This is a genomic window from Natrinema sp. DC36 (genome assembly GCF_020405225.1).
Classification (GTDB): domain Archaea; phylum Halobacteriota; class Halobacteria; order Halobacteriales; family Natrialbaceae; genus Natrinema.
In genome coordinates this window covers 93,851-115,998 of record NZ_CP084472.1, presented here as the reverse complement: position 1 = coordinate 115,998, position 22,148 = coordinate 93,851, and the positions used below count along the sequence as shown (strand labels likewise).

The 22,148-nt window shown below is 63.9% G+C and carries 22 protein-coding genes and 1 pseudogene; 8 read left to right on the top strand and 15 right to left on the bottom strand.

Features of this window, described 5'->3' with window-relative positions; genetic code table 11:
* Positions 1–4: 4 nt before the first annotated feature.
* Positions 5–772, top strand: coding sequence for a proteasome assembly chaperone family protein (locus LDH74_RS00570; protein WP_226040695.1), 768 nt, complete (start codon positions 5–7; stop codon positions 770–772).
* Positions 773–831: 59 nt separating this feature from the next.
* On the opposite strand, the gene LDH74_RS00565 is transcribed toward LDH74_RS00570, so the two are convergent.
* Together LDH74_RS00565 and LDH74_RS00560 are read right to left on the bottom strand one after the other, a co-directional pair.
* A complete protein-coding gene (locus LDH74_RS00565; protein ID WP_226040694.1) occupies positions 832–1,182 on the bottom strand; it encodes a hypothetical protein in 351 nt (116 codons plus the stop codon).
* 92 nt (positions 1,183–1,274) lie between these two features.
* The gene (locus LDH74_RS00560) at positions 1,275–2,054 is read right to left on the bottom strand and encodes a MarR family transcriptional regulator (protein WP_226040693.1); all 780 of its coding nucleotides are present in this window, start codon (positions 2,052–2,054) and stop codon (positions 1,275–1,277) included.
* 112 nt (positions 2,055–2,166) lie between these two features.
* Between LDH74_RS00560 and artA the strand changes: the two genes are divergently transcribed.
* On the top strand, positions 2,167–3,234 hold the full coding sequence (gene artA / locus LDH74_RS00555; protein WP_226040692.1) for an archaeosortase A: 1,068 nt from the start codon (positions 2,167–2,169) through the stop codon (positions 3,232–3,234).
* On the top strand, positions 3,227–3,940 hold the full coding sequence (locus LDH74_RS00550) for a metallophosphoesterase (protein ID WP_226040691.1): 714 nt from the start codon (positions 3,227–3,229) through the stop codon (positions 3,938–3,940). The genes artA and LDH74_RS00550 overlap by 8 nt, the downstream gene beginning before the upstream one ends.
* A 365-nt stretch (positions 3,941–4,305) precedes the next feature.
* On the opposite strand, the gene LDH74_RS00545 is transcribed toward LDH74_RS00550, so the two are convergent.
* The 4 genes from LDH74_RS00545 to LDH74_RS00530 all read right to left on the bottom strand — a co-directional run bounded on the left by LDH74_RS00545 (position 4,306) and on the right by LDH74_RS00530 (position 7,214).
* Positions 4,306–5,646: an NAD(P)/FAD-dependent oxidoreductase gene (locus tag LDH74_RS00545; RefSeq protein ID WP_226040690.1), complete on the bottom strand. Its 1,341-nt coding sequence runs from the start codon at positions 5,644–5,646 to the stop codon at positions 4,306–4,308.
* Between the two features lie 62 nt (positions 5,647–5,708).
* The gene (locus tag LDH74_RS00540; protein WP_226040689.1) at positions 5,709–6,359 is read right to left on the bottom strand and encodes a hypothetical protein; all 651 of its coding nucleotides are present in this window, start codon (positions 6,357–6,359) and stop codon (positions 5,709–5,711) included.
* Positions 6,356–6,940 carry a hypothetical protein gene (locus LDH74_RS00535; protein WP_226040688.1) on the bottom strand — a complete coding sequence of 195 codons (585 nt, stop codon included), beginning with the start codon at positions 6,938–6,940 and terminating at the stop codon, positions 6,356–6,358. Before LDH74_RS00535 ends, LDH74_RS00540 begins: the two co-directional genes overlap by 4 nt.
* 139 nt (positions 6,941–7,079) lie before the next feature.
* Positions 7,080–7,214: a transporter gene (locus LDH74_RS00530; RefSeq protein ID WP_226040687.1), complete on the bottom strand. Its 135-nt coding sequence runs from the start codon at positions 7,212–7,214 to the stop codon at positions 7,080–7,082.
* A gap of 131 nt (positions 7,215–7,345) precedes the next feature.
* On the opposite strand from LDH74_RS00530, the gene LDH74_RS00525 reads away from it, so the two are divergent.
* Positions 7,346–7,822, top strand: coding sequence for a thioesterase family protein (locus LDH74_RS00525; RefSeq protein WP_226040686.1), 477 nt, complete (start codon positions 7,346–7,348; stop codon positions 7,820–7,822).
* Between the two features lie 57 nt (positions 7,823–7,879).
* Here LDH74_RS00525 and LDH74_RS00520 read toward each other — a convergent pair whose 3' ends face one another.
* The 7 genes from LDH74_RS00520 to gatB all read right to left on the bottom strand — a co-directional run bounded on the left by LDH74_RS00520 (position 7,880) and on the right by gatB (position 15,568).
* Positions 7,880–8,599 carry an ABC transporter ATP-binding protein gene (locus LDH74_RS00520; RefSeq protein ID WP_226040685.1) on the bottom strand — a complete coding sequence of 240 codons (720 nt, stop codon included), beginning with the start codon at positions 8,597–8,599 and terminating at the stop codon, positions 7,880–7,882.
* Positions 8,599–9,327, bottom strand: coding sequence for an ABC transporter ATP-binding protein (locus LDH74_RS00515; RefSeq protein WP_226040684.1), 729 nt, complete (start codon positions 9,325–9,327; stop codon positions 8,599–8,601). The genes LDH74_RS00520 and LDH74_RS00515 overlap by 1 nt, the downstream gene beginning before the upstream one ends.
* Positions 9,324–10,442, bottom strand: a complete 1,119-nt coding sequence (locus LDH74_RS00510; protein ID WP_226040683.1) for a branched-chain amino acid ABC transporter permease — start codon at positions 10,440–10,442, stop codon at positions 9,324–9,326. Before LDH74_RS00510 ends, LDH74_RS00515 begins: the two co-directional genes overlap by 4 nt.
* Complete coding sequence (locus tag LDH74_RS00505; RefSeq protein ID WP_226040682.1) at positions 10,435–11,325, bottom strand: branched-chain amino acid ABC transporter permease; 891 nt, start codon at positions 11,323–11,325, stop codon at positions 10,435–10,437. The genes LDH74_RS00510 and LDH74_RS00505 overlap by 8 nt, the downstream gene beginning before the upstream one ends.
* Positions 11,326–11,331: 6 nt before the next feature.
* Positions 11,332–12,585 (bottom strand): ABC transporter substrate-binding protein, encoded by a 1,254-nt coding sequence (locus LDH74_RS00500; protein WP_226040681.1) that lies wholly within the window; start codon positions 12,583–12,585, stop codon positions 11,332–11,334.
* Positions 12,586–12,861: 276 nt separating this feature from the next.
* Positions 12,862–13,824 carry an MBL fold metallo-hydrolase gene (locus LDH74_RS00495; protein ID WP_226040680.1) on the bottom strand — a complete coding sequence of 321 codons (963 nt, stop codon included), beginning with the start codon at positions 13,822–13,824 and terminating at the stop codon, positions 12,862–12,864.
* A gap of 247 nt (positions 13,825–14,071) precedes the next feature.
* Entirely contained in the window at positions 14,072–15,568 is a 1,497-nt protein-coding gene (gene gatB, locus LDH74_RS00490) for an Asp-tRNA(Asn)/Glu-tRNA(Gln) amidotransferase subunit GatB (protein WP_226040679.1), read from the bottom strand.
* A 113-nt stretch (positions 15,569–15,681) separates the two neighbouring features.
* On the opposite strand from gatB, the gene LDH74_RS00485 reads away from it, so the two are divergent.
* Complete coding sequence (locus LDH74_RS00485; RefSeq protein WP_226040678.1) at positions 15,682–15,927, top strand: AbrB/MazE/SpoVT family DNA-binding domain-containing protein; 246 nt, start codon at positions 15,682–15,684, stop codon at positions 15,925–15,927.
* Complete coding sequence (locus LDH74_RS00480; protein WP_226040677.1) at positions 15,928–16,362, top strand: PIN domain-containing protein; 435 nt, start codon at positions 15,928–15,930, stop codon at positions 16,360–16,362.
* On the opposite strand, the gene LDH74_RS00475 is transcribed toward LDH74_RS00480, so the two are convergent.
* Together LDH74_RS00475 and LDH74_RS00470 are read right to left on the bottom strand one after the other, a co-directional pair.
* On the bottom strand, positions 16,363–18,393 hold the full coding sequence (locus tag LDH74_RS00475) for an AMP-binding protein (RefSeq protein WP_226040676.1): 2,031 nt from the start codon (positions 18,391–18,393) through the stop codon (positions 16,363–16,365).
* A gap of 2 nt (positions 18,394–18,395) precedes the next feature.
* Positions 18,396–18,539, bottom strand: a pseudogene (locus LDH74_RS00470) (D-beta-hydroxybutyrate dehydrogenase); the annotation flags it as partial.
* A 314-nt stretch (positions 18,540–18,853) separates the two neighbouring features.
* On the opposite strand from LDH74_RS00470, the gene LDH74_RS00465 reads away from it, so the two are divergent.
* Together LDH74_RS00465 and LDH74_RS00460 are read left to right on the top strand one after the other, a co-directional pair.
* On the top strand, positions 18,854–21,508 hold the full coding sequence (locus tag LDH74_RS00465) for a PAS domain S-box protein (protein WP_226040675.1): 2,655 nt from the start codon (positions 18,854–18,856) through the stop codon (positions 21,506–21,508).
* A gap of 277 nt (positions 21,509–21,785) precedes the next feature.
* Positions 21,786–22,097, top strand: a complete 312-nt coding sequence (locus LDH74_RS00460; protein WP_226040674.1) for a hypothetical protein — start codon at positions 21,786–21,788, stop codon at positions 22,095–22,097.
* Positions 22,098–22,148: the final 51 nt, after the last annotated feature.

Genomic DNA, 22,148 nt, shown 5'->3' with positions numbered 1-22,148 from the left:
CGGTATGGACGAACTCGAGATCGATGTCGTCGCCGAGGTCGAACTGGACGACCCCGTTCTCGTCGAGGGGTTGCCAGGAGTGGGACACGTCGGTACCCTCGCCGTCGAGCACTTGCTCGAGGAACTCGAGGGCGAGAGCACGCTCGTCCGACGGATCTATTCTCGGGAGTTCCCGCCGCAAGTGAGCGTCGAGGACGGCGTTTCGGAACTGACCTGTGCGGAGCTCCACGCCGTCGACGTTCCCGACGGCCGCGATCTGCTCCTGTTGACCGGGGATCATCAGGCCCAGAGTAACGAGGGCCACTACACGCTCACGGACGCCTTCCTCGACATCGCCGAAGAGTTCGGCGCGACCGAGGTGTACGCGCTCGGCGGCGTTCCGACCGGCGAACTCATCGACGAGTACGCCGTCGTCGGTGCCGTCAGCGACGAATCGCTGCTCGAGGCGCTCGAGGACGCGGGCGTCGAGTTCCGCGAAGACGAACCCGCCGGCGGCATCGTCGGCGTCTCCGGTCTCCTGCTCGGGTTGGGTGAACGGCGCGGCTTCGAGGCGACCTGCTTGATGGGCGAAACCAGCGGTTATCTGGTCGATCCCAAGAGCGCGCGAGCGGTGCTCGAGGTGCTCGAGGACGTGCTCGGTTTCGACCTCGAGTACGAGTCTCTGGACGAACGAGCCGACGAGATGGAGGAGGTTATCGGCAAGATCCAGGAGATGGAACAGCAACAGCAGATGGACGTGCCGACGGACGACGATCTCCGATACATCGGCTAACGGCATCGCGTCGCTCTCTGTTGGAGCCCGCGTCCGATTGCGCGTTGTTCCGCTAGATACTACGAGAGACGGGTGAACCGTGGCTCCGGCGGCCACTCGTCGAGTTCCTCGGCGGCCTCAAACAGCACGTCGACACTGGGGTCGTCAGTGAGCGTGACCGTTCCGTCGCTCCAGTCGACGTCGACGACGCCCTGCTCGATCAGGGAGGGAAGATGAATGTGGACCATTCGGACGCGAGCACGGTCGATTTCGGGAATGGAAATCTTCTCGCTCGTCGTCCGGTGTCTCCGGATGGCGATCCGCCGTGAGAGTTCCTCGACGGTACTCTCGCCAGTCCCGTCGTGGAGTTCGTAGAGAAGGTACTGACGGTCAGCACTGGCGAGCAGTCTGAATGCCTCCGTCGACTCCATACGATTGCTACTCGAAGGAAAGCCACTCATCGAGAAAGGGACACCGCCTACAGTCGTTGGACACTGCTCCCATCGCGTCGGTGGCGGGACACTCAGCCCTCGAGTACTTCGTAGGAGACATCTGCGTCTCGAAGCGCGTCCGTGACCCGGCCGACCTCGTTCGTCGTCGCGACTGCGGTCACGTCGAGGCCGCGTTCGGCGCCGTCGGCGGCGACTGCACCGGCCGCGAACGTGACCGCCGGATCGGTTCCGAACTCTCGGCAGGCGACGACCGCCTCGACACCGGACGCGACGACGAGATCGGCGTCTTCGCAGTGCTCGGCGACGGTCTCCGAATCGACCGCTCGGCTGCCGCCGGTTCGAACTGCGGGCACCTGCAGGACGGTCACCGAGCCGGGCTCGAGTTCCATGACGCCCTCGAAACTCGTGACGCCGACGTCGGTGCCGGCCTCGGCGTCGGTGGTCGCGACGCCGGTCGCCGGTCCCTCGTCACCGGGGGTCGCGTGGAGTAATCCGTCCTCGACCGAAAGCGAGACGGTCTCCCCGTCGGCGATGTCGTCGGTTGCGATATAGGCAGCCTCGCTCATCGCGCCGAGGACGTCGCCGGTGACGTGGTCGGCGAAGCGGCGAACGTCGTCCGCGGTTCGAAAGAGCCAGTCGACGCCTTCGTTGGTGACGCGGTATCTGGACCGCCCCTCCTTCTCGACGAACCCCTCGTCGACGAGATCGCGGATGTACTCGCTGACGGCCTGGCTCGTCACGCCGACTTCCTCGGCGATCTCCCCCTGGCTGACCGCGGGCTGGCGCTCGGCGATCTGCACGAGGATCCGAAACCGCGTCGCGGCCCGTTTGTTGTCGAGGACGTCGACCATACGGCTAGTGTTTCGTGAGAACGGCAAAAAGGTACGCGATCGCACGATCGCGGCCTGCGCCGGACCGAGGCGTCAAGTTGATAGCGGGAGAGTCCGTCGGGTTCACGTGAATATGTCGGCCCTACCCGCGACGATCCTCGCTTCGACTGCCGGATCCATTCCGTTCGCGGACTCGCTCGCGTGGATCGCGATCGGCGCGTTCGTCGTAGCGATGGCCCTCGAGTGGCGCGGTGCCGTCGACCCCGCTCGATACCTCGCTGCGGGTGCCTGGGTCGTCTTCGGCGTCTTCTGGCTGACGATGGTCCCCCACTACTATCTCGAGGTCAAGAGCCCCATCCAGACGCTGCTGACGCTCGCCGCGTTGCCGCTGTGTGCCTACGCGGGCTACCTGCTCGTCCGGGGCCGCGAGTCGCTGCTCTTGCTCTCGAAAGCGGTCGCGTTCATGGGACTCATCTATCTGCCGGCCGAGACGATCCCGTTCGTCCGCACCTGGCTGATCGAGACGACCGCGTCCCAGACCCACTTCGGGATGGAACTGTTGGGGCACAGCCCCGGCATCGAAGAGGGCTCGAACGGCTACCAGAGCCGTTTCGCCTTCGATCCCGACGAGACGGTCACCGGACGGACGACCTACATCATCATGTCCTGTACCGGGATCGGCAGCATGGCCATCTTCGGCGGGCTGATCGCGGCGGTCAAGGCGCCGCTCAAACGGAAGATAGCGCCCTTCGCGATCGCCATCGGCGTCATTTGGTTTCTCAACCTCGTGCGCAACGTCTTCATCGGCCTGGCCTCGCCGTGGGGCTGGTTCCAGCAGGACGTCCTCGTTTACGTCGCCACGGAGTTCATGGGCGCGCCAGCCGACCGGACCTCCTACATCGTCGCCCACAACTTCATCGCCCAGTCGCTGTCGATCGTCGCCCTGCTGGGGATCACCTACCTGGTCGTCCGCCTCCTCCCCGAAGTCTTCGAGCCCCTCGAGGAGGTCCTCTACATCCTGACGGGCACGGAGTACGACCTCGCAGACGCGCTCGGAACGGAAGCGCCTCCCGTCGATGGCTCGGACGCGGTCGCCGCGTCCGAATCGGCTTCCGACACCGGTGATGCGCCCGATCTTGACGTCACCGAGCCCGATGTCGACCCCGAGTCCGCATCGGGCCCCGAAACGGACGATGACTGACGTCGACATCGACGTCCCGTTCGATGTTCGCGATCGGTCCGTCTACGTTCCGGCCACAGCGACGCTCGTACTCGCGGACCTCCACCTCGGGAAAGCGGCCGCCTCGAGCGTCAACGCTCCGATCGACGACGGGAGCGACGTCCTCGATCGATTACAGGGGTTGCTCGAGGCGACCGAGCCGGCCACGGTCGTAATCGCCGGCGACCTGCTCCACTCGTTTTCGCGACTTCCGCGCGGTGTCGAGCGGGATCTCGACCGACTCACCGACGCGGTCGACGACGCCGGGGCCAAGCTGATCGTCACGCCGGGCAACCACGATACGATGCTCGCGGAGGCCTTCGACGGTGAGACGGCCGCCGAATACGAACTGGCCGACGGTGAAACGGTTGTCTGTCACGGCCACGAGCGGCCCGACGCGACGGCCGAGCGATACATCGTCGGCCACGACCATCCCGCGCTGGCGATCGAGGGGCGCAAACGGCCGTGTTTCCTCTACGGTCCCGACGCCTTCGAGGGAGCGGACGTGCTCGTGCTCCCGGCGTTCACCCGGCTGGCAGCCGGTTCGACCGTCAACGGAAAGGACGGCCGCGACTTCCAGACGCCGCTCGTCCGGGACGCCGACGGGTTCTACCCCGCGGTCAGGGACGACTCGAGCGGCGAGACGCTCTGGTTCCCGCCGCTGGGCGAGTTGCGGCGGTTGCTGTGATCGCCGTCTTCGTGTTCGATAGAGGGAAAACACGTCTCACACCAGATCGGCCAACCGACATGCGGTGGCGCGCGCTGGACCGCGGTGAACTGCGAGGCCTGAACGAAGTGACGGCCTCGATAGTGTGAGCGGTGACCGCAGGGAGCCGCGAACCACCTGTGAACCGGGGTCCGAAGCCGTGCGAGGGATGAGTGAGCGCCGCGAGGCGCGAACGAATCGGTTGGGGAGGGTGTGGCTATTCCCTGTTGCCACGATCGCAGGACGCTTCGTTTCGTACAGCCCCATCAAAACCCACCGTTCCGTTCCACACATCTACTAAATGCACGAACGACTCGAGTGACCGTATCACGACTCAGAAAAACGACTCATCCCGACAGATCGTCGATGACCGCCTTCGCAGCCTGTCGGCCGCTCTCCATCGCACCCTGAATGGACGACCATCGCGTGGAATCACCCGCGAGATAGACCGGCCCCGCGGGATCGCGGGCGTCCGGCAGCCCCTCGAAAAACCCGGGCGGCTGTGCGAACTGAGCGAACGGAACCCGCGCGGTGTGCACCGTCTCGAGCCCGTCGAACCGCCGATCCGGATACCACGACTCGAGCGTCCGTCGCGTCAGCGCAGCGAGTTCCTCATCGCGCTCCGTCCGCTCGCCGAGATAGGTCGCGCTGATGAGGGTCACATTACCGGGAGCGGACGCCGGCGCGACCGCGCTGTGGGGCACGACGTGGTTCGGCCCCTGCTCGGTCGCGTTCAGTAGCAGCCGGCGACCCGTCTCGAGGTCGATACCGGCCGGCAGCGAGTAGTACTGGGTGACACAGCCGCGCGCGTCGGTGGGGATCGCGTCGACGCCAGTCAACTCGCGAGCGGACGGCGGATCGGTCGAGACGACGACCGCGTCGGCCGCGACGGTTCCGGCGTCGGTCTCGACCGTGACGCCCGCATCCGATCTGCGTCCGCCGACGCTCTCGTCCGATCCGCGCCCGCCGACACCGCTCGAGTCTCCGGCAGCCCCCGAGACCGACTCGACCGTGACCCCGGTCTCGATCCGACCGTCGACCTCGCGAACGCGGTCGGCGAGCTGCGTCGGGATCGCTTCCATCCCCGCTGCGGGAACGGCGATTTCGCCCGCCGCGAGCGTCTTGAAGGTGTACTCGAAGACGCGGCTCGAGGTCGACAGCGAGCGATCGAGGGTGATCCCGCCGTAGAAGGGGGCGAGAAAGTCCTCGACGAATCGCCTCGAGAAGCCGCGCTCGCGGAGGAACGCGTCGATGGTCGCGTCATGGCCGGCGAACAACGCCGATGGATCGGTTCGCCGGAGGTCCCACCAGAGCCGGGCGACTCGTAGCGCGTCACCGACGGAGACGGACGGGCTTGACAGCGTCGCGGGGATCGTCTCGGGCTCGCGGAGCGGATCCGCGAGCGTCGACCGGCCGTCGGGACCGGCGACGGTGGCACCCGGTGCGAACCGGCGCAACTCGAGCGCCTCGCGGTCGAGTTCCCGCTGTACCGCGGGATAGCCGGTGAACAGCACCTGGAAGCCGCGATCGAATCGGTAGCCGTCCCGCTCGAGCGTTCGGACGCGGCCGCCGACCGTGTCGCGGCGCTCGAGTACAGCGACGTCGATGCCGCCGCCGGCGAGGTGACGGGCGGCGACGAGACCGGCGAGGCCACCGCCGACGACGATGACGCGAGGGGGTGAAGGCATAGTGGATGCTCGAGAGGGAGCGACTAAAGGGGCGGACCTACCCACGTTGCCCGACGGGACGCTTACGAAGTCCCGTCGCTTCGGTCGACCCGACGGCCGACGAGCCTCGAGACACCGTCGAAGTAGCCGGTCCCCCACAGCGCGACGAGCAGCGCACCGAACGCGTTGTAGAGGAGATCGAAGACGATGTCGCTCGTCCCGTACTGGGCCAACACCGGTTCGCCGCCGACGACGCTCGCCAGCCCGGCGGAGGCGAACTCGCCGATTTCCCAGAGGACGCCGAACGCGAGGACGAATATGAGGATGAACACGAAGCGAAATTCGCCGGGAACGTCGACCGATTCGGCGGACTGATCGAGCGCGTCGACGACGGCGTAGCCGACGCCGGCGACGAGCGTCGCCGAGACCGTGTGCGTTACCGAGTCGTACCAGCCGAACCGTTCGTAGGGTCCGAGCGCGCCGACCGCATGGAGAAACGCCGCCGCGGCGATCCAGAGAGCGAGTCCGCCCCCCATCTCGTGGCCGAACTCGCGACGAACGAGACGGGGGAGGAAGGTAAGAGCCAGCGGAATGCCGGCGTTTACGACCAGACCGAAATCGACCGTGACGAGCGCGTAGCCGACGACGAGCGCCAGCAGCCCCTGAATCACTCGAACGGCGTGCCAGCACCGGCGCTCGGAGAGCCCCAAAACGGTGTCGCTGTCTTCCGTCACGACGGATCACCCGAGCGTCCGCGGCGGCCGATACTTGCGGTATCGTGGCGATAGAAGTACACCACGAAGAGCGCGGCGGCGAGCCCGCCGAACGCGGTCGCGTAGACCAGATCCCACATCAGTTCTCCCTTCGTCGTGAGAAACGCCGTCGCGAGGAGCGTATCGGAGAGCCACTGAGCGATCACCCAGAGCCCGGCGACGGCCATCGTCGCGAGCACGACGAACGCGACGGCGAAGCGCGGCGACATCTCGATCGGCGTGTAGGCGTCGAGTTCGACGGTGATCAGTAACGCGATCGTCGCGACCGTGAGGAAGCCGGCGATCGGGAGCGTTCCGAACAGCCGCGCCCAGATCGGGACGGCGGCCAGGGCCAGTAGTTCCCAGGGGAGCATGACCAGCGCGTCCCACCGAACGATCGTCGGCACGAACGCGAGGACGACGATCGTCGTCGCGAGGGCCGCCCAGAGAAACGATCCCTGGCTGGCAGTCACGACGGCCGCGACGGCAATCGAGAACACGATCGGCCACGCAAGCGCCGCGTTCACCTGTTCGTTATCGATGAGCGATTGGAGGACCGGCATTTGTTCACCCGTGCCGTGAGTCACGGCAGCCGAACGGAAACCGTCGGGGCTTTCACACCCATCCCACAGTTCCTGTGATCGAAACGGATACCGGTCGCTCGGCCGACTGAACTGCCGAACTCGGCGTCGACTCTCGCCGTCACACGTTAGCGAAGAGCCGAAGACCGATACCGAGGAGAACCACCAGGATACCCAGTGCAGTCGCGATCGGCGGAATCGGAACGAGGAGCAATCCGACGCCGACGATCATCACCACCGTCGATACTCTGACCATGTTCCGTGGTCGACGGCTCGAGGCATAACGCGTCGGCAGGCATTCACAGCGATTCGACCGGCGACCGTGATCGGAGTGCGACCGCTTGCCGTAGCCGGTACGGTTTTGCTCGTCGCGGCGACCGTGTTGGTATGGGAGACCACGGTACGAGCGATTCCGAGCGCGGGTCCGACGGCCCCGCCTTCCAGTCCGTCTTCGAGAATCGCGTCCGCTTTGCCGAAACCGACCAGCAGGGAATCGTCTTCTACGGCGAGTACTTCACCTTTCAGGACGAGGCCGTCTCCGCGTTCCTGCGAGCGATCGACTACGGCTACGACCGGATGCTCGAGGACGGCTGGCAGATCCACGTCGTCAACACGCAACTGAACTACCACACCGGCGGGGAGTTCGAGGACGTGATCGACAACGAACTGCGGGTCGCCGACATCGGGACGGCGAGTCTCGAGTACGAGTATCGGGCCACACGCAAGCGTGACGACGAGATCCTGGCCGATGGAACCGTCACGCAGGTCGCCGTCGACCGCGAGACGGAGAAGCCGACTCGAATCCCCGACGAGTTCCGCGACGCCGTCGCGGCGTTTCAGGGCGGCCTCGAATCCGGCGAGTAGCGCTGCGGCTCCGGCGGTCGGTTCGACACCGAAAAAATTCGGAACGGAGAACGGTGCTCAGTGGACGCCGACGTACGCTTCGCGGACGTACTCGTTGTCGTGGAACTCGTCGTGAGTCCCCGACAGCTCGATCTCACCGGTCTCGATCAGCGAGAGTCGTTCCGCGTGAGTCAGGGCGAACGTCGAGTTCTGCTCGGCGAGCAGGATCGTCAGCCCGGTCTCCGCCTGGAGTTTCTGGAGCGCGTCCCCGATATCCTGGATGATGACCGGTGCGAGCCCGAGCGTCGGTTCGTCGAGCATCAACACGTCGGGGTCGCTCATCAGCGCGCGACCGACGGCGAGCATCTGCTGTTCGCCGCCGCTCATGGTCTCGGCCTCCTGCTCGCGGCGTTCGTCCAGCCGCGGGAACAGGTCGTAGACCATGTCGAGGTCGGCTTTGACCTCGTCGCGATCGCTTCGGAACTGGGCACCCATCAGCAGGTTCTCGTGGACCGAGAAGTACGGGAACAGGTCCCGATCCTCGGTACAGTAGATCAGGCCGTCCCTGACGATCTGCTGTGGCTTCACGGTGGCGAGATCCGTTCCGTCGTAGCGGATCGTCCCGTCGTATTCGACGAAGCCGGCGATGGCGTTGAGCATGGTCGTCTTGCCGGCCCCGTTCGGGCCGATCACGCCGTAGATCTCGCCCTCGTCGATCGACAGCGAGACGCCCTTCAGTGCGTGTGACTTGCCGTAGTAGACGTTGAGATCTTCGACCTCGAGTATCGGATCAGTCATTATAGTCCCTCCCCGGCGAGATACGCCTCCTGGACTGCGTCGTCCTGGGCGATCTCCTCGGGCGTTCCCGACGCGAGGAAGTCGCCGTTGTTGAGGACGACGACGCGGTCGACGAGTCCCATCAGCCCGCCCATGTTGTGATCGACGACGACCATCGTCATTCCTTCCTCGCGGAAGCGTTCGATCTGGGCGGCGAGCTCCCCGATCTCCGCCTGGTTCATCCCGGCGAAGGGCTCGTCGAGCAACAGGAGTTCGGGCTCGGTCGCCAGCGCCTTGGCGATCTCGAGGCGGCGAACGTCCGCGTGGGGGAGTTCGTCCGGCATCTCCTGGAGATCGTCTTCGATGTCGATACGAGCCGCGTACTCGTAGATCTCCTCCTGCGTGGCACCGCCGCGCAGCGAGACGATGCTGTTGGGGAGCGTGAACAGCTTGATGTTGCCGGCGACCGACATCGAGTCGATCGGGTTCGATTCCTGTGAGACTCGCGAGAGCCCCTTGTTGACGACCTGGTGGGTCGAATCGTCGGTGATGTCGTCGCCGTTGAACCGGATCGATCCGTCGGTGACGCCGTAGATGCCCATGATGCAGTTGAACACCGTGGACTTGCCCGAGCCGTTCGGGCCGATCAGGCCGACGATTTCGCCCTTGTCGACCTCGAACGAGAAGTCGTCGACGGCGACGAGGCCGCCGAACTTCTTCGTAAGATTCTCGACTTCCAGCACGCTCATCGGCGATCACCTCCGAGCCGCTCGAGCCCGTACCACAGTTTGCGGAACAGGCCGTCGCGGGCGAAGACGAGGATCAGCAGGACGATCGCCCAGAGGATCGACCACTTGATCTCGCTCTCGAGCCCCCCGAGAATCACGTCCTCTAACATGATGATGAGGAAGGCACCGCCCAGTGGTCCGAGTATCGAACTCATCCCGCCGACGACTGCCATCGCGATCATCTCGATGCTGTTGTGGACCGCGATGAACGTACCGGGATCGACGGTTCCGAATCGATGAGCGAGAAGGACACCGCCGATGCCCATCGGTATCGAACTGAGCACGAACGACCAGATCTTGAACTTGGTCGCGTTGATCCCGGCGGCTTCGACCGCAGACTCGTTCTCACGGATCGCCAGGAGGACGAGTCCGATGTTCGAGCGTGCGACGACCAACAGCGTGGCCGCGATCACGAGCATCGGAATCATGAAGACGTAGGTTCGCATCACCGGATCGGTGCTGTAGACCGCTTCGACTCCGGAGATGCCCAGTTCACCGCCAGTGTACTCGCTCAGCGGGTTGATCACCCGGGTGAAGATCAGCACGGCGACGAACGTGATCAACGAGAAGTACGGCCCGCTCAGTCGGAGCGACGGCAGCGCGATCGCGAGACCGATAACCAGTGCCGCAAGAATCGAGATGGGAACCGTGATCAGCATCGGCATCTCCGGGTTGACGTTGTGAATCAACATCGCGGTCGTGTACCCTGCCCCGCCGGACAGCACCGAATGACCGAAACTGATGTAGCCGGTATATCCGCTCTGGATGTCCCAGCTCATCGCGAAGATGCCCCAGATGCAGGCCATCCACGTCGCCTGAACTAAGGTGTAGTTCCCCCAGAACGGGATCGTCAGGAGTGCAAGCAGCGAGCCGAACAGCACCACGAACTGGAGGCCGTTCATCTCGCCGAAATACCGGCCGAGCGACCAATTGTAGATGTTCGCAAGCGGCTGGAGAGCTCGATCGAGGGGACCAGTGACGGTACTCAGTCCATCAATGGCCGCACCGCCGAATCGGTCGGCGGCACCTCTGAATCGCCCGGCGATACCACTCGAACGGTCTGTTTTACTACTCATGGGCAAACTCCCTCCCGAAGAGCCCCTCCGGTCGGAGGAGCAAGACGGCGACGAGGACGACCAGCGAGAAGATCCCCTGGTATCCCGTGCCGAGGAATTCGAGCGTGAACTGCTCGAGATAGCCGATGAAATAGGCGGCGACGACGGAACCTTTGATGCTGCCGATACCGCCGATCACGACGATGATGAACGCGATCGCGAGCGGATTGAGCCACATACTGGGTGAGGTCGTCTGAAGCGTTCCCAGGAACACGCCGGCGATTCCGGCCAGCGCGCCCGCGATCAACCACGTCCGCGATTTCACGGACACGAGATCGACGCCGGTTAGCTGTGCGCCTCGTTCGCTCATCGACGATGCGAGGATCGACCGCCCCTCGTCGGTTCGGCTGACGTAGTACCACAGGAGGCCGATCGAAATCCACGAGACGATAAACCCGAGGATGTACATGTGATTGATCCGGGTACCGGCCCATTCGAGGTTGAGCGAGCCGTCTACGATCGGGAGGAGCGTCCGTGGACTCGCACCGAATTGGTGATGGACGAGTTCCGTGAGGAGGAGTGCGATCATGACCGTCGAGAGGAACGTGATCACGACGTTGTCCTCGATGTGTCGGACAAGCCCACCGTATAGCAGGTACGATGCGAGCGCAGTCACGACGATCGCGACGACGAACCCCAGTGCCGTCGGGACCGCGATCGAGCCGAACACCGACGACGACGTGACCACTAAGAACGAGTACGCACCGATCATGATCAGCCCGCCGTGGGCGAGGTTCAATACACCACCGACACCGAAGATCATCGTAAATCCGATGGCGACGAGCGCATAGATCGCACTCATCATCGCCCCCAAGATCAGCACCGAGAGAATTGCATCAAGCATATCGTCTTACATCCAGGATGGCGGCATGTGTTCTGCCGTGCTGTCCGCTTTCGGATAGACGATCTGCTGACTCCCGCCGCCGTTACCGTCGGGCTGCCACTGCGTGACCGGGTAGTTGACCTTATCCTCCTCGTTTCGCGTCTCCTTGACGTCGTGGGGATACTCCGAGTCCGTCCCATAGAGGGAGAGATCCGTCGCTGCGCCGGTGTGTTCGACGCTCAGCATGGCGTCGACGATATCATCGAGGTTATCACTGTGGTTGACAGTCCCGGCCTCCTCGGCGACCTTGCTGTAGAAATGGATCGCGTCGTAGGTGTTGAATCCCATGTACATCGGCTTGCTCGGTGGCTCCCCGTCGCCGTACTTCTCCTCGTACTTGTCGACGAAGTCCATCGTCTTGTCCGTTATCGGGCCGACCCCCCCGCCGCCGGACTGGGAGGTCGTCTCGAAGATACAGCCGCCGTTCGACTGATCCCAGAACTGGGGCGACATCGATGCGACGTGAACGCCCTCGAGAGCGAACGGATAGTTCCCGGCCCAGTCCTTGAGGAGCTGTCCCCGTCCGCCTTTCGCGAAGAACCGGATCACTGCGTCCGCACCGGCGTCTTCGATCCCGTCGAGGAACGGCGTGAAGTTCGAGGTGTCCGCGCTCGGCACCTCTTCGTAGACGAGGTTGAGACCGCGGTCCTCGAGATAGCCCGGAAGCAGATCGCGGAACGGCTTCGTCCAAGCCGCTTCTTCGGGTAGATGTGCGAAGTCCGTCCAGCCGTGTAATTCGTTGAGATACTCGGCGTAGTCGGCGATCGCTTCGGCCTGCAGTTCGGAGTTGATCGGGCCCGTTCGGAAGATGTTCTTGTACTTATCGTAGTCCTCGTTGACCGTGTCTTTCAGCGTACTCGAGTCCGCCGACCCGGTGATGAGGAACGGAACGGTGCTGTCCGCGATCGGCTGATCGATGATCGCTTGGGTGACCTCGCTGCTGAACGTCCCCACGATCACGTCGACGTTCTGCTTGTTGATCATCCGCTCGACGATCGGCGTCGTCGTGCTGACCGACTGTTCGGTGTTCTCGTTGATCAGTTCGATCTCTTGATCGAGCACGCCGTCGCCCTCTTTCAGTTCCTCGACGGCGATTTCGGCGCTTCGCTCCGACCCCTTCCCCATCGACAGGCCGGTCGGTGCGAGATGTCCAATCTTCAGCGTTCCGTCGTCGCCGCCACCCCCGACACCGCCGAGGCAGCCGGCCAGCGTCGTCGTCACGGCACCGGCCGCTCCGAGAAACGTTCGGCGTCCGAGTGATCCCTTACCATTCCTACCCGAGTTGCGATTATTATTATCTTCGTTAGCCATTGTGTATCAGTGAGTTACCGATTCTCACTCTCCAGTTTTGAGTCACCCGTAATAAAGGTGAGGAAAGTTAGCAAGGATCCTGTGAACTGTGCACGAGTGTTGTGTTTTACTTCTCTTTCGAGTTACTCACAGGAACAGCTGCCGAGAATAGACGCTGCTCGAGCCCGAGCGACCGTCCACTGCCGTTCAACGGATTTCGTCCTCGAGCCCGGCCGGTTCCTCGAGGAGCCGATACTCGCCGTGTTCGAACGCGACGACGCCGTCGTGGCGGAGGTGATCGAGATGGGCGAAGGCCTCCCCCGGTCCGTGGACGATGTGGATCCCCTCGAGGTCGCCGAACAGGTGGGCGCTGACCGTCCAGGCGTCGGCCGGTCCGTGATCGTCCAGAAACGCGAGGATCGTGTCCGTTCGCTCGCGGTGGTGCTCGAGGATCGCGTCGGCGCGGGCGGTCGGCTCCGCGATCGGATCGCGGTGGCCGGGCCAGACCCGCTCGTAATCGCGGTCGATGAGTCGGTCCAACGTCGCGACGTAGCGCTCGAGCGGGCGCTCGACCCGGACGTCCGCGCCGCCGACGTTCGGCGTGTACACCGGCAGGAGGGCGTCGCCGACGAACGCCTCGTCGCCGCTCTCGGTTTCGAAACAGCACAGCCCCGCCGCGTGCCCCGGTGCGTGAACCGTCTCGAGCGTTCGGCCGCCGACCGCGAGCGTCTCCCCGTCCTCGATCGGGGTCGGGTCGGCCGGCCGTCCCTCGATCTCCGCGGACTCGAAGAAGGCGAGGAGTTCGGCTCGCGCATCGTCGGGGACGCCCCACTCCTCGAGGAGTTCCCGACGCCGCTCCTCGACGGCGGCGACGGCGTCGGGGTCCTGTGCGACCAGCGGGGCGTCGGCCTCGTGAACGTAAACGGTCGCGTCGCTTTCGGCCTGAATCTCGCCGGCCAGTCCGGCGTGATCGACGTGGAAGTGGGTGAGGACGATGTCGTCGACGTCGGCGAACCCGTAGCCGCGCTCGGCGAGCCCCTCGCGGAGGTCTCGACGGATGTCGTCGGTGGCGATGCCGGTATCGACGAGTGCGAGTTCGTCGTCGTCGGCGAGGACGTAGGCGTTGTTTCGGCCCTCGAACTCCTCGTTTCCGAGTACGATGCGGTCCATATCGGCTACCCACATGTTGTCCGCTAATAATTCGCGCGATAGCGGAACTGGACGAGACGGAGTAACCACTAAACCGCCAATTAGCTCTCGAGTTCGGCCCGCAGCAACTGATTCACGTCACCGGGGTCCGCGCTCCCACCGGTCAGTTCTCCCACCTTTTTCTCGTCGGGTTGCTCGCTTCGCTCGCAACCGCTCGAGAAAAATCTGGACCAAAAAGCCGAACGCTTACTCCGTTCGCGTTCGGTCGTTACCCTTCTAACTCCGCCCGCAGCAACTGATTCACGTCACCGGGGTCCGCGCTCCCACCGGTCTTCTGCATGACCTGTCCAACGAGGAAGTTGATCGCGCCGTCGTCGCCCGACTCGTAGTCGTCGACGGCGTCGGGGTTCTCGTCGATCGCGTCGACGACGGCCTGCTGGACCTCGTCCTCGCCGGTCTTGCCCAGCCCTTCCTCGGCGACGACCTCGTCCGGCGTTCGGCCGTCGTCCAGCATCGATCGCAGGACCGTCTCGCGGGCGTTCTTCGCCGTGATCTCGTCCTCGGCGACGAGTTCGACCAAGCGGTTGATCTCCTCGAGGCGGCCCTCGATCTCCGTGATCTCGATGTCGCGGTAGTTGAGTTCGCCCAGCAGGTTGTCCGCGACCCACGTGGCGGCGAGGTCGGGATCGAACTCGCCCGCGACATCCTCGTAGAAGTCCGCGACCTGCTTGGTCGAGGTGAGCTTCGAGGCGGCCTCCTCGCTCAGACCGTACTCCGCCTGAAACCGCTCGCGGCGGGCCGAGGGGAGTTCCGGAATCGAAATTTCGTCCTTCCAGTGGGAGACGCGCAGCGGCGGCAGGTCCGCCTCCTCGAAGTAGCGGTAGTCCTTCTCTTCTTCCTTCGAGCGCATCGAGACGGTGATTCCCCGCGACTCGTCCCAGTGGCGGGTCTCCTGTTCGACCGCGCGCCCGCGCTGGATCGCGTTCTTCTGTCGGGTCTCTTCGTAGGCCAGGGCCTTCTCCGCGCCCTTGTGACTCGAGATGTTCTTGACCTCGGTCCGGTTGGCCGCCTCGAGCGCCTCCGTCCCGATCTCATCGGTATCGTCACCGTCGATCGCTTCGTCGGGGATGATCGAGAGGTTCGCGTCGATCCGCAGGCTGCCGTCGCGTTCGGCGTCGAAGACGCCCAGGTACTCGAGGACCTCCTCGAGTTCGGCCAGAAACGCGCGCACCTCGCCGGGACTGCGGAAGTCCGGCGCGGTGACGATCTCCATCAGCGGCGTCCCGGCGCGATTGTAATCGACGAGCGTGTACTCCGCGGAATCGATGCCGCCACCGCCGCCGACGTGCTGGAGACTTCCGGGGTCCTCCTCGAGGTGCGCGCGCTCGATCGCGACGCTGCGTCGTTGGCCCTCAACGGAAATCTCGAGCTCTCCCTCCTGACAGATCGGCTCGTCGTACTGGGTGATCTGGAAGTTCTTGGGCAGGTCGGGGTAGTAGTAGTTCTTCCGGTGGAAGCGGGTCTCCTCGGGGATCTCGGCGTCGATCGCCTTGCCGATCTTGACTGCGGCCTCGACGGCGGCCTCGTTGAGCACCGGCAGCGCCCCCGGCAGGCCGAGACAGACCGGACAGACGTTGTCGTTGGGTTCGTCGCTCGGCTCGGTCGAACAGCCACAGAAGATCTTCGTGTCGGTCTCCAGCTGGACGTGGACCTCGAGGCCGATGACGGTCACGAGGTCGCCCTGCTGGACGGTCTGGGCAGTCATTGGAGGCGATTCGGCCCCACGGGGGTAAAACGTAACGGGACGCGCTCGTTTGGTCTCCAATCGGGTAGTGTGCCACCACACTATATTTGTCTCTTCGATACCTACCGTCGGGTATGAGTAGCGATCGGATCGACGCCGAAAGCAAGGTCTCCGGAAATCAGGCCAATATTCCCGCGCGAATCCGGCGGCAGCTCGACATCGATGACGGCGACCGACTTCGATGGAACGTCGAGGACGATGGAACGGTCCGGGTAGAGGTCGTTCACCGTCGTGGCGGTTCGTTCGCGGATTTCACGGGATACGACGGTGACGAGGAGACTGACGCGACGACGGACCACGACGCCTGGGGAATCGAGTAAATGCCGCGTGCAGTCGTCGATACGTCGGTGCTGTTCGCTGCGAGTTACCGCCGGGACGTGGCACACGAAGACGCGCTTCCGATTCTTCGCGGGATAGATGATCAGTCCGTGCCCGAAGCCATCGTACTCGATTTCGTTCTCGCAGAGACGCTCAACGGACTGACGACGCACGCTGGTCACGGTCCGTCCGTCGATTTTCTCGACCGCATAGAAGAAAACGACAGATTCCACATCGTCTCGCTCGCAGCGGATACGTTGGCGACGGCAAAATCGCTGTTTCGCCGGCACAGAGGCCTTTCGTTCGTCGACGCGTGCATCGTCGCGTATATGCAAGCCGACGACGTCGAATATCTGTACGCGTTCGACGACGATTTCGATCGCATCGACGACATCACTCGGCTCGAGACGGCGACGAATCCGTACGATCCGCACTGACTACCGCGCGTCCTCGAGTTCCTCGAGCGCGCTGGGGTTCTCGATGCTGCTCATATCGCCCAGATCCTCACCGGTGTAGGCCGCCTGAATGGCCCGCCGGATGATCTTGCCCGACTGCGTTTTGGGGAACTCGTCGACGAACAGCACCTCGCGCGGGCGGAACGGTTTGCCCAGCTCCTCGCCGACCTGCGCGCGCAGTTCCTCCCGGAGGTCGTCCGTCTCCTCGATTCCCGCCTCGAGGACGACGTAGGCGACGACGGCGGTTCCGGTGGTGTCGTCGGGCGCGCCGATCGCGGCGGCCTGATTGACTGCCTCGTGGTCGATGAGCGCGCCTTCGACCTCCGCCGGACCGACCTTGCGGCCGGCCACGTTGAGGGCGTCGTCGGCGCGACCGTGGAGGAACCAGAAGCCGTCGTCGTCCTTCTGGGCCCAGTCGCCGTGGTCCCACATGGGCGGGTCCCGGAACGTCGACCAGTACTCCTCGAGGTAGCGCTCGTCGCCCGACCAGAGCGATCTGGTCATCGACGGACAGGAGTCGCGAGCGACGAGGTAGCCCCGCTCGTTGTCCTCCCGCACGGAGTTCCCCTCGCGGTCGACGATATCGATGTCCATGCCGAGGCCGGGGCCACCGAGCGTGCAGGGTTTCAGCGGTTCGGTCGGCAGCGGCGTCAGGAAACAGCCACAGATCTCGGTGCCGCCGGAAATGTTGATGATCGGCGACTCGCCACCGCCCACGTTCTCGTAGAACCAGTGCCAGGACTCTGGGTCCCAGGGCTCGCCCGTCGAGCCGAGGATCCGGAGCGAAGAGAGATCGTGGCCGGAGAGCCAGTCGTCCCCGTGCTTGCGCAGCGCCCGAATGGCGGTCGGTGAGATGCCGAACTGGGTGAGCTTGTGACGGTCGATCATCTCCCAGAAGCGATCCGGTTCGGGGTAGTCCGGCGCGCCCTCGTACATGAAGACGGTGCCGCCGAAGGTGTGTGTCCCGATCAGGCTCCAGGGCCCCATCATCCAGCCGATATCGGACACCCAGAAGAAGCGGTCGGCGGGTTTGAGGTCCATCCCGAAGTAGACCTCCTTGGGGCACTGGACCTGAACTCCCGCGTGCGTATGAACAATTCCTTTCGGCTTACCCGTCGTGCCCGACGAATAGAGGAGCATCGACTCCTGACTCGAGTCGAGCGATTTCGTCTCGTACTCGTCGTCCTGCGTTTCGACGGCGTCGGCCCACCACTCGTCGCGATCGTCGATCCAGGGAATTTCGTGTTCGCTGGTCGCGGAACCGGCCCCCAATCTGTCGAAGACGATCGTGTGTTCGACGTGCCCGGCCTCCTCGATCGCCTCGTCGGCGGCGGACTTGAGGAAGACCGGGTCGCCGCGACGGTAGAAACCGTCGCCGGTAAAGAGCACGGAACACTCTGAATCCGCGATCCGGGTAGCGGCCGCGTCGACGCCGAATCCGGAGAAAATCGGCACGGCGATCGCACCGACCTTGAAACAGCCGTAGAGGATCGAGACGACTTCGGGGACCATCGGCATGTAGAGGCCGACGGTGTCGCCCGTTCCGATGCCGCGTTCCTCGAGCGCGTTCGCGACCCGGTTCGCTTGTCGGTGGAGTTCGTGGTAGGTCACCTCCCGGACCTCGCCGTGCTCGCCCTCCCAGATGGTTGCGACTTTGTTCCGGCGCTCCTCGTCGACGGCCGCGTGGCGATCCACGACGTTGTGGGCAACGTTGAGCTCGCCGCCGGGGTACCAGTCGGTGAACTGCGGGCCGTCACTATCGTCGCGAATCTCGTCGTACTCCTCGTAGAACTCGATCCCGAGGTAGTCGACCAGTTCGTCCCAGAACCAGTCGACGCCGCTTTCGGGTTCGCCCTCGATCTCGGTCGTCGTCCGCTCGATCAGTTCGTCGTAGTCGTCGATTCCGTACGCCTGCATGAACTCGAAGACGTTCGTGGACTCGACGAACTCCCGGCTCGGTTCGTGAGCGATCTCGTCGATATCCTCGAGACTCGGGCTGGTGTTTCCGGCCATTGTTACTCGTAGGTAAGGGTCAGACCATCATCAAACAACAGGTCACCGCCGTCGAGGTGTCGCCCGAGGTCGGAAAAGCCCAGCAGGAAGAGGGTGGCGACGTCGATCGGTTCCATCATCTCGTTCACTCGAGACTGGCCGAGCATGAACCTGATTCTGGGGCATTTTGCGTACGCTACCGTCTCCGCAGACCACGATAAAAGTGGCCAGCAGACGACCCCGTCCAGTCACCGGCGGCGATCTGCGGCGGCGGTAGCGATCGCTCGAGGGCGTACTCGAGAAATCTCGAGGACCCAGCTGAACGACGACGTCGAGAGCCGATTCTCCGCTTTGGAACCTCCTCGAGCGCGTTCCCCCTTGTTTGCCTTTGTCACTGATGGCCTCGCCGAACTGGACGATACCGGGGGAAACCTGCAACGCGCCGGGGGTTTTTTGCCCACTCGACGGCTATCGGGGATCCATGAGTACTCGAGCGGGCGCGGACGACGGGGCATTCTGGGGGGATGCCGACGACGACGTTGCGCTCCACCGATATCGGACCCTCGTCAACACGATCGACGACGGCATTTACCAACTCGATACCGACGGACGCTTCGTCGCGGTCAACGACATTATCGTCGAGGCGACCGGCTATACGCGCGACGAACTCCTCGGCGAGCACGTCTCGCTCGTGCTCGGCGATGACGATGTCGAGCGCATCAAACGCGAAATCGCGAGCCAGATCCGCGCCTCCGGCGAGGACGACATCGCGACGTTCGATATCGTCGTCCGAACCGCCGACGGCGACGCGATCCCCTACGAACTGCGGATCAACCTCCTGGTGAAAGACGGCGAATTTCGAGGCTCCATCGGCGTCGCTCGCAACCGCACCGAGGAACAGCGCCGGCAGGAGTCGCTCGCATCGGCGGTGAAATCGTACGATTCGATCACGAGCATCATCGACAAAGCCGATATCGGCGTCTGTATCCTCGACGAGAACTGCGAGATCACGTGGGCCGACGAGACCATCGAACAGTATTTCGCTCTCGATCACGAGCGTCTCGTCGGGCGGGACAACCGGACGGTCATCGACGAGACCCTCAAACACAGGTTCGCCGATCCCGATTCGTTCGCCGAGACCATCCTCTCGTCGTACGACGACGATCGCTACGTCAACCGCCTCGAGTGTCGGGTCACGGGCGACGGGACCGACCTCGAGGATCGGTGGCTCCGGTACCAGAGTAAACTAATCGAATCGGGGGAGTTCGCCGGCGGTAGGGTCGAGTTTTACTACGATATCACCGATCAGAAGCGGTCCGAAGAGGATCTGGAAGAGAACAGGGAAGCGTTTCAATCGTTAGTCGACGCCGTCGAGGAGTACGCGATCTTCCGGCTGGACGCGGACGGTCACGTCCTCACCTGGAACAGAGGAGCGCAGAACCTCAAGGGCTACGACCGCGAAGAGATCGTCGGCGAGCACTTCTCGACGTTTTACACCGATGCGGGTCGAGCGGCGAACGTTCCCGAACGGAACCTCAAGCGAGCGCTCGAGACCGGCTCCGCCGAGGACGAAGGGTGGCGCGTCCGAGAGGACGGGACGCGGTTCTGGGCGAACGTGACGATAACGCCGGTTCGAGACGACGACGGCACCCATCGGGGCTATCTGAAGGTAACTCGCGATATGACGGACCGCTGGGAGCGCGAACAGGAACTCGAGAGCGAACTCCAGCGCATTCTCGGGCGGATTTCGGACGCCTTCTACGCCGTCGACGACGAGTTCCGATTCACACACGTCAACGAGCGCGCCGCCGAACTCCTCCAGCACTCCGAGGAGGAACTTCTCGGCGAACAGCTCTGGGACGTGTTCCCGGATCTCCGCGACCTCGACGTGGTCTGGGACGCCTTCCACACGGCGCTGGAAACGCAGGAGCCGACCAGTTACGAACTCTACTACGACACGCTCGACTTCCGCGTCGAGGCGAACCTCTACCCCTCCGAGACCGGGATCTCGGTGTACTTCCGCGACGTCACCGAGCGCAGAGAGCGCGAACGCGAACTCGAGGAGTCCGAGCAGCGCTACCGGACCCTCGCGGAGCACTTCCCGAACGGCGTCGTCACGCTGTTCGACCACGACCTCGAGTACACGCTGGTCGCGGGGCAGGGCTTCGACAAGATACCGGTGGACCCGGCGGAAGCCGAGGGGGAACAGTTCGACGACGTCTGGCCCGAAGAGACGAGCGACACGCTCGAGCCCGCGCTTCGGGCCGCGCTCGAGGGCGAAGAGCGAACGGTCGAGCTCGAGTACGCCGGCCGGGAGTGGGTGCTCTATACGGCCCCGATCACCGACAACCGTGGCGACGTCTTCGCCGGCGTGTCGATGGCCCACGACATCACCGAACGCAAGGAGTACCAGCGCAGACTCGAGGAGACGATCGACCGGCTCGAGGAGTCCAACCGTCGATTGGAACAGTTCGCGTACGCGGCCTCCCACGACCTGCAAGAGCCCCTGCGGATGGTCTCGAGTTACCTCCAGCTCATCGAGAGCCGCTACGCCGACGAACTCGACGAGGACGGCGAGGAGTTCCTCGCGTTCGCGGTCGACGGTGCCGACCGAATGCGCGACATGATCGATGGACTGCTGGCGTACTCTCGAGTCGAGACGCAGGGGGACCCGCTCGAACCCGTCGACTTCGATTCGGTCCTCGAGAGCGTGCTCGCTGATCTCCAGCTCCAGATCGAGGAGACGGACGCCGAGATCGAGACCGACACCCTCCCCCGCGTCAAAGGGGACGCCAGCCAGTTGCGTCAGGTGCTCCAGAACCTCCTGAGTAACGCGCTCGAGTACAGCGGCGACGAGCCGCCGCAGGTTTCCGTCGACGCCGAACGTCGGGGACGAGAGTGGGTAATCTCGGTGCACGACGAGGGCATCGGGATCGATCCCGACGATCAAGAGCGCGTGTTCGAGGTCTTCCAGCGCCTCCACAGTCGCGAGAAGTACTCCGGAACGGGGATCGGCCTCGCGCTCTGTCAGCGGATCATCGAACGCCACGGTGGCGAGATCTGGGTCGACTCCGAATCGGGTGCGGGCGCGACGTTCTCTTTCGTGCTTCCCGCGGCGGACGATTTCGCGGAATAAGTCCACCGATCGTCTCGTTTCCACTCACGATTCGTCACGTCCCTTCCCGCCGCTACATCACCGTTGCCGTCACAGTCCCTCTACTCCTCAGACAGGCCATTACAGTCTCCACATCCGACCACATACAGGCCACCACAGTCCTCCAGTCAGTCACCCCATTCAGCGGACGGCCGGTACCGAATCTGCAGCCAGTGCAAACGCGGCACGGCCGAGAAATATAAAATAACTTATACACGTCTGACGTACGTTTATGTGGCCGGACGGACCCCTAGTTGATATGTCGAACAACCGCGTCGAGACGCTCGAATCGACGGTTGCGGAACTCGAGTCGACGGTAGAGGGCCTGACGGACGAACTCATCGAGGCGAAAGAGCGGATTCGCGTCCTTGAGGCCGAACTGGACGCCGACACGCCGACGCGCGTCCCCGAACGTCGCAGCGAGGAGACTGAAGCGACGGCGGACGAAACGCCCGAAGCCGAACCCGACGAGGTCGCCGAGGCGGCGGCGGACGCTGAGGGGAAAGTCGAGGATGAAGCGACCGGTGACGAAACGGAAGACTCAGGTAGCGACGACATTATCGTCGCATAACTGCGGCCGACACAACGGAAGGGGATGCCGCGGAGGGATTGATACCTCTCG